Origin of the sequence: Seohaeicola zhoushanensis (genome assembly GCF_014656415.1) — a bacterium.
In the GTDB taxonomy this organism is placed as follows: Bacteria; Pseudomonadota; Alphaproteobacteria; order Rhodobacterales; family Rhodobacteraceae; genus Seohaeicola_A; species Seohaeicola_A zhoushanensis.
Map to the genome: position 1 here is coordinate 1 of NZ_BNCJ01000051.1, position 6,788 is coordinate 6,788.

Consider the following 6,788-nt stretch of genomic DNA (forward strand, 5'->3'; position numbering starts at 1 on the left):
GGCCCGCCAGTGAGCGCGAGGCCCATGAGGAGCTACACCACTTCCCGGGACATCATCCCGCTTCCACACTGCCCAGGGTTGCCTTTGCACCCGCAGCGGGCGACCGCTCACCGCCCAAACTAACTATTTGATCGGGGAGAAACGTTCTCCAGAACAGTGCCCAGCACCCGCGCAACATCGATATTCAACACCTGTAGGATCATGCAAAGCTCAACGACATCAAGCCGCCGTTCGCCGAGCTCATATTTCCCGACATATGAAGGTGGTTTTCCCAGTTTCTTCGCCAAGGCTGCCTGTGACAGGCCAGCCTTCTGGCGATAACTCACCAACTCAGTGAGTAGGTTTTGGTAGGCTTGGGTTCTGACTGCTCCAGCCATTGCGCGTGCCTCGATACATGTGGACACGTGCAGCTACCCCTGTTATGGGTTTAACCCCAAATTGGGGGCAATCAGTGCAAGTCCCCCCATCTCAACGAGTTGCAACTAAGTGAAGGAGACGTAGCATGCAGGTTTTCGTTCAGAAACGAGTAGACCGCAAAGCGCTGTATGGAGACCACGCGAGCGAAATTCTTGACGCCCCATATGTCGAGGAACTTCTGCGGGACAGGGCGGCCTATCTGTACATTACTGGTCACTTCCCCTCGCACCTTCGCCCGAAAACCAATCAATACTTGCGTCAAATCAGTTACTTCTACAAACGGCCGACGAGTTTCGATGGGCGCTTCGGTCATTGCAAGATCAAAGATGATGCCATTCGCGCCTTGGGTCTCAACGACCATGAAATGGTGAAGGCGGTGCGGGCAAAAATCCAGGGTGGCTACTTTATCCAGAAAAGCCGAGGCTTGGGCACACGGAACGGTTTCTCCAAGATCTTCATGTTCACCTTTGAGAACGGCACACCGGTTCACCCGATTACCGTCACGCTGCAGGGGGCTGTAAAGGACGGATGGGATTGAATTGGGTCGTCCTCCACCCTGATTGATTGACAATACGTTCGAGGTTGGGCCGCCCTTTTCCGGCGCCACGGATGCCAGTTTGCAACACCGAACATGCTACGCTAAACTGGCTCCACTTAACCTACCAGCCGCGATGGCTGGGCCGCAGGGAGCATGCTGGGCCATGGTGGCCCGAATGCGAGCACTCGATGGCAATGATCCTGGTCCGACTTCGGACCAGCGGTCTGCTATCTGGAGTGCTTTCCTGAGCTAGACCTTCTCGATCATTGTCGCGTGCGGTTCCTTCATGAGGAACTGTCTGATGACGCTCGACCCGATCTCTTCCAGCGGCACGAACTCTGCCGCCCCTTCCCCCAATATCCTCGCTGGCCTGGTGCGCCTGCTGGCGCGTGAGGCCGCCAAGGCCGAATTTGCAACGCGTTGCAAGTCTGGCGGCGAAAGGGTGGGTCATGACTGATCTGCCGTTCCCGACGCATGCGTCTTACCTCAGCGTGAAGGAAGTCGCCGAACTCTTCCGGGTGTGCCCGAAGACGGAGCGGCGCTGGATCAGCGCCGGGGTTTTGCCCGCGACCCGTTTGGGACGTGATTGGCGTATCTCGCGCAACGATCTTCGCGCACTCGCCGCGGGTCGCTCCAATCCTGGATTGGCGCATGTCCTCTAAAGTCCTCATCTGGTGCGATTTTTCCGGTGTTCGGGAAAACGGGGGCACGGACTTTGGACTGAAATCCATGGCCGTGTTTTCCCGAATGTCCGCCCGAGGGCCGCCGTGTCCCCCCACGGCCCAAACAATTCCCAACACAATCAGCAAAGGAGAAGGCCATGCCCTTCGATCAGAACAAACCCACTACCCTCGCCGATGCACTGGCACGGCTTGCGAAATCCAAAACGACCGATACCCGCCAGCGCGACCGTCTTTCGGCGATCAACCGGGTCGCGACCATGCTCGGACGCAACCCGGCTGACGTTCCTTGCGATGCCCCCAGCCTGCGTCACCGTCTCGTCGGTCTTCATCCGGTCCAGCATGGCTTGAACGCCAAGAGCCTCGCCAACATCAAGTCCGCTCTGGCCGACGCATTGCGTGCGACGGGCTGCCTGCCGGAAGACGACCCTGGCACCGACCGTACGACGGCCTGGGAGGCTTTCCTGGCATCGGCCAGCGCGCCGCATCAGGCGTGGAGCCTGTCGCGCTTCACCTCCTACTGTTGCCATCGCGGCATTGAACCGGAGGCCGTGGACGACGGCGTCATGTCGGCATTCCAGGCGTATCTGGACGCCCGCCTGCTGACGAATGATCCCTCCAAGCTCTGCAAGGAAATGTGCCAGACCTGGAACGGGATCGTGTCGCGCAACGGCCTCCCACTGGCCTCGCTGACCTATGAGAAGGGCGGCCAGTACCGCTGCCGTCCGCTCGCTATCTATCCGGCCCCCCTGCGGCAGGAGATTGCAACCTACATTGGCCGTCTCTCGCATGTCGATATCTTCGACGAAGAGGGGCCGGACAAGCCGCTGCGACCCACCTCGTTGCGCAACACGGAGGCCCATGTCCGCCAATATCTCGATGGCTTGGTCTGTGCCGGTGCAGACCCGCAGGACCTGACCACGCTGGCCGCCGTCATCACGCCCGAAAAGATGAAGGACGCGTTCCGCGCGATCATGACCCGACGGGGGGCGAACTCGAAACCCGTGGGTCTGCAGAACATCGCGGCCACGATGACGGCCATCGCACGCCATCATCTGAAGCTGGACGACAAGGACCTCGCCTCCATCGTGAACATAAAGAAGCGCGTGACCGAAGACCCCAAAGGGATGAGCCAGAAGAACCGGGAACGGCTGGGTCAGTTCAAGGACTGGGAAAATGTCGTCAACCTGATCAACCTGCCTGCTGTTCTCATGGAAAAGGTCAAAGGGGCAGAGTCGTCGCGAGGCAACGCCCTGGTGGCTATGCATGCAGCCGCAATCGCCATCCTCCTGTCCTGCCCGGTCCGGGCCAAGAACCTTGCCAGTCTCGATCTGGATCGCCACATCATCCTCCGCCGCAACGGCACGCATTCTCTGTATACGCTGCGCATCGAGGGTGCCGAGGTGAAGAACGGAGAGCCGATTGAGGCTCAGCTCAACAGTTCCAACTCCAGGATACTGCACCACTACATCACTGTGTTCCGGCCTCATGTCTCCAAGGCACGGGGATCAGCCTTGTTCCCGAAGGAGAGCGATGGGAAACCCCGCAGTGCGGGCAATCTGGGACAGACCGTGATGGCTGTGATCCAGCGCGAAACCGGCCTGACGGTCAATGCCCACCTGTTCCGCCACATCGCGGCATATCTCTACCTTAAAGAACGGCCCGGTCAGTTCGAGGCGGTGCGGCGGATGTTGAAGCACCGCAAACTCCAGACCACGATGGACTTCTACGCCGAGCTTTCTAACCAGTGGGCACATGATCACTATGACGAGGTCGTGCTTTCCAAGTTTGGGGGGCGCCGTGACTGACCACATCCCTCTCGTGCTCAAGCATGAACATTGGCCCCAGGCGGACAAGTCCGCCTGGAAGGCCCTCTTCACGTCCGGGGACATCTTCGACGACATCGGCCCCTGCAGGGATTGGTCGGACGGAACCCGGCGCAAACGGCGCCAGGGATACGGCCAGTGGCTGTCCTTCCTGATGCGCACCGACACCGACGCGCTGGCGCTGGCTCCCGCCGACCGCATCGACCGGTCTCGCGTTCGCAACTACATCGAGGAATGCGAAGCCCGGCTTCAGCCGAAATCCGTCGCGGGACTGATCGATGATGTCTTTGCCTTGGCCTTGGCCTTGTCGCGGGAACGGGACTGGTCCTGGCTCGCGACAGCCTGCAAACGCCTTCAGACCAAAGCAAATCGCCGCAGCTTGCCGCCGCCTCACCCGGTCAGCGCGAACCAGGTCTTCGAATGGAGCCTCGATCGCATTGCGCAACTGGACGATGACCCCAAGTTGCCGCCGCTAAAGCGGGCGATCTGGTTCCGGCAAGCACTGATGATCGGCTTCCTCGTCGCCCGCCCGGTTCGCCGTCGTGCCCTGCTGGCGATGACCGTCGATCGCCATCTCGTTTTGACAGGGGACCGGTATTTCCTGAAGTTTGGAGCCGAGGACATGAAGGACGGCAAGGACCGCGACTTTCCGCTGCCGGCCGCGCTCACCGCGCCGATGCGCGACTACGTCGAACGGCATCGCCTCGTCTTGTTGGGAACCCGAGGCTCCGACGCGCTTTGGATTAACCAGTATGGCGTGGCAATCACGGCAGATGGCCTCGCGCGGGAACTGCCGAAGGTGACGGAACGCCACTTGGGCGTCGCATTGCGTCCCCATGCCTTCCGGCACGTTGCCGCGACATCCATCGCGGAGTTCGATCCGGAGCACGTCAACATCATCCGCGACATACTTGGGCACGCGACGCTGAATATGGCCGAAAAACACTACAACCGCGCGACGGGCATCTCTAGTTGCAACGCGTTGCAATCCGTCATGGAGGGCATCCGCAAGGACGGGTTCAAGCGGGACAACTAAAGAATGGAGCTTTGCCGAAACCCTACATTACTGATATTGCGTATTTTTCCATTGCAACGGGTTGCAATCGAAAGTTGAAGACAAATGCTATTTCGTGCCTATTATGGGGAGGGTCAGACGGTTTCTTGCGAACGGAAAGGCCCTCCCATGCGTGCTGCGATCTATGCCCGCTATTCCACCGATCTTCAAAGCGATGCGTCCATCGAAGACCAGCATCGCATATGTATGCGCTTAATCCAGAGCCACGGATGGCTGGCGGCTGACACGTATTCCGACCGTGGCATCAGCGGTGCGACCCACTTGCGTCCCGGCTATCAACGTCTCCTTGAAGACGCACGGCACAACCATTTCGATGTCGTCGTAGCCGAAGGCCTGGATCGGATCAGCCGAGATCAGGAACACATTGCGGCTTTCTTCAAAAGCATGCGATTTCAGGGCATCCCGATAGTCACCGTTGCGGAAGGGGAGATTTCCGAACTGCACATCGGCCTCAAAGGGACGATGAGTAGTCTGTTCTTGAAAGACCTTGCACAGAAGACCCACAGGGGGCTCGAAGGCCGCGTTCGAAAAGGCAAGTCGGCTGGGGGCGTCACATACGGCTACGATGTCGTTCGTAGCCTTAAGGGCGATGGGGAAATGACAACGGGAGAGCGCGCCATCAACGAAGACCAGGCTTCAACTGTCCGCCGCATCTTTGAAGAGTTCGCGGCAGGTCTCAGCCCACGAACCATCGCCAGTCAGCTGAACGCAGAAGGCGTTGAGGGCCCGCGTGGCAGTGGATGGGGTGCATCCACGATCTACGGCAACTGGCGACGCGGAACTGGCATTCTTAATAACGAACTTTACGTCGGTCGGCTGGTCTGGAACCGTCAGCGCTTTGTGAAAGATCCGTCCAACGGCAAACGCCAGGCTCGTCCCAATTCACCGGATGCTTGGATCATTGAAGATGTCCCCGATCTGCGGATCATATCAGAAGACCTGTGGGAGTGCGTGAAGGCGCGTCAGAAGGCAACTCGAAGCGAGGTAATTCAAGATGGCCTTGCTCGACCAGAGCGGGCGCATCGCCCGAAGCATCTTTTCTCCGGGCTACTGAAATGCGGTGTATGCGGCGGCGGATACACCATCGTCGGTAAGACCCACTACGGCTGCGCTAATGCCCGCAACAAGGGCACCTGCGACAACCGCCTAACTATAAAACGCGAAGACCTAGAAGCACGCGTGCTGTCCGGTCTTAAGGACCAGCTTCTTGATCCGGACCTCATCGCTGAGTTCGTCACAGCCTACCGTGCGGAATTCAACCGACTGGTGGCCGAGGAGGTGAAAGACAGGGCGATCGCAGAACGCGAACTTGGCAAGACCCAGAGACAAATCACGAGCATCGTCGACGCCATTGCAGACGGCATGTTCCATTCGAGCATGAAGGCCAAAATGGACGGTCTGGAAGCGCGTAAGGCAGAATTGGAGATACAGCTGCAGAGCAAGGGCATTGAACCGCCGGTGCTTTTGCATCCCGGCCTGTCCGATATCTACCGAGAAAAGGTCCGGGGTCTGACAGCGGCTTTGAACGAACCTACGCTGAGACCCGAAGCTACCGAGATGATTCGTAGTCTGCTCTCCGAGATCAGGCTGGTTCCCGAGGGAGACACGCTGGCGATTGAACTGGTTGGTGAACTCGCAGGCCTGTTGGCTTTGGATCAAACAAAAAACGGCCCGAAGCACTAAGCTTACGGGCCGTTCTGTGACAATGGTTGCGGGAGTAGGATTTGAACCTACGACCTTCAGGTTATGAGCCTGACGAGCTACCGGGCTGCTCCATCCCGCGCCAACTGGGGATCATCTATCCCTCTCGAACGGGGGATGCAATGGCTGTCGACGGTTTTTTTCTTGAAATCGTCACATTATTCTGCACGAGCAAAACAGGTCCGCCGGCGGTACAGGTCCGGGAGCTCGATCGCCCCATAACCCATTGGGTTTTTTTCGATTTTGAAGACGCGCGGCATGGCCACCCCAAGACCGAAGAGCGGGCTAGAGACGCGGCAGACTCGGTTCTCACGGATCGAGCGGACGCGCATCAGGTTGCATCCCAGCGGGAAGCCTGGCCAACCTCCGGCTTGGCGCCATGTCCGTCTGTCGGTGGTCGTAAGTGCCTGCCTGGTTCTGATTTCGGCTTCCGAGCGCGCGCCCGCGCCGAGACCCAGGCGCGGCCGGCCTTCGGGCCTTTTGCTGTGCTTTGAACGCATGAACGCCGCCCTGATTATGGGCGGCGTTTTGTGTAGTGTTTGTAAAGAGAG

The 6,788-nt window shown here is 59.0% G+C and carries 8 protein-coding genes and 1 tRNA gene; 6 read left to right on the plus strand and 3 right to left on the minus strand.

Annotation, left to right across the window (positions count from 1 at the left end):
• Nucleotides 1–119 precede the first annotated feature (119 nt).
• A complete protein-coding gene (locus IE266_RS26430) occupies nucleotides 120–377 on the minus strand; it encodes a helix-turn-helix domain-containing protein (protein ID WP_189683136.1) in 258 nt (85 codons plus the stop codon).
• 125 nt (nucleotides 378–502) lie between these two features.
• Between IE266_RS26430 and IE266_RS26435 the strand changes: the two genes are divergently transcribed.
• From IE266_RS26435 to IE266_RS26460, 6 genes are all read left to right on the plus strand, one after another.
• Nucleotides 503–955, plus strand: a complete 453-nt coding sequence (locus IE266_RS26435) for a hypothetical protein (protein ID WP_189683137.1) — start codon at nucleotides 503–505, stop codon at nucleotides 953–955.
• Between the two features lie 301 nt (nucleotides 956–1,256).
• A complete protein-coding gene (locus IE266_RS26440) occupies nucleotides 1,257–1,412 on the plus strand; it encodes a hypothetical protein (RefSeq protein ID WP_189683138.1) in 156 nt (51 codons plus the stop codon).
• Nucleotides 1,405–1,617, plus strand: a complete 213-nt coding sequence (locus IE266_RS26445; protein WP_189683139.1) for a helix-turn-helix domain-containing protein — start codon at nucleotides 1,405–1,407, stop codon at nucleotides 1,615–1,617. Before IE266_RS26440 ends, IE266_RS26445 begins: the two co-directional genes overlap by 8 nt.
• A 158-nt stretch (nucleotides 1,618–1,775) precedes the next feature.
• Nucleotides 1,776–3,443: a site-specific integrase gene (locus IE266_RS26450; RefSeq protein WP_189683140.1), complete on the plus strand. Its 1,668-nt coding sequence runs from the start codon at nucleotides 1,776–1,778 to the stop codon at nucleotides 3,441–3,443.
• Nucleotides 3,436–4,497 (plus strand): tyrosine-type recombinase/integrase, encoded by a 1,062-nt coding sequence (locus IE266_RS26455; RefSeq protein ID WP_189683141.1) that lies wholly within the window; start codon nucleotides 3,436–3,438, stop codon nucleotides 4,495–4,497. The genes IE266_RS26450 and IE266_RS26455 overlap by 8 nt, the downstream gene beginning before the upstream one ends.
• Nucleotides 4,498–4,644: 147 nt before the next feature.
• Nucleotides 4,645–6,219 (plus strand): recombinase family protein, encoded by a 1,575-nt coding sequence (locus tag IE266_RS26460; RefSeq protein ID WP_229864544.1) that lies wholly within the window; start codon nucleotides 4,645–4,647, stop codon nucleotides 6,217–6,219.
• 23 nt (nucleotides 6,220–6,242) lie between these two features.
• Here IE266_RS26460 and IE266_RS26465 read toward each other — a convergent pair.
• Together IE266_RS26465 and IE266_RS27100 are read right to left on the minus strand one after the other, a co-directional pair.
• Nucleotides 6,243–6,319 (minus strand) — tRNA-Met (locus tag IE266_RS26465).
• Between the two features lie 76 nt (nucleotides 6,320–6,395).
• Nucleotides 6,396–6,788 (minus strand): hypothetical protein (locus IE266_RS27100; RefSeq protein WP_229864546.1); only part of this gene is annotated, 393 nt, incomplete at its 5' end.

What these genes read in the sequence shown, in the direction of transcription:
- IE266_RS26445 (WP_189683139.1), top strand. Translation starts at nt 1,405, where the DNA reads ATGACTGATCTGCCGTTCCCGACGCATGCGTCTTACCTCAGCGTGAAG.
- IE266_RS26435 (WP_189683137.1), top strand. Translation starts at nt 503, where the DNA reads ATGCAGGTTTTCGTTCAGAAACGAGTAGACCGCAAAGCGCTGTATGGA.
- IE266_RS26460 (WP_229864544.1), top strand. Translation starts at nt 4,645, where the DNA reads ATGCGTGCTGCGATCTATGCCCGCTATTCCACCGATCTTCAAAGCGAT.
- IE266_RS26450 (WP_189683140.1), top strand. Translation starts at nt 1,776, where the DNA reads ATGCCCTTCGATCAGAACAAACCCACTACCCTCGCCGATGCACTGGCA.
- IE266_RS26440 (WP_189683138.1), top strand. Translation starts at nt 1,257, where the DNA reads ATGACGCTCGACCCGATCTCTTCCAGCGGCACGAACTCTGCCGCCCCT.
- IE266_RS26430 (WP_189683136.1), bottom strand. Translation starts at nt 377, where the DNA reads ATGGCTGGAGCAGTCAGAACCCAAGCCTACCAAAACCTACTCACTGAG.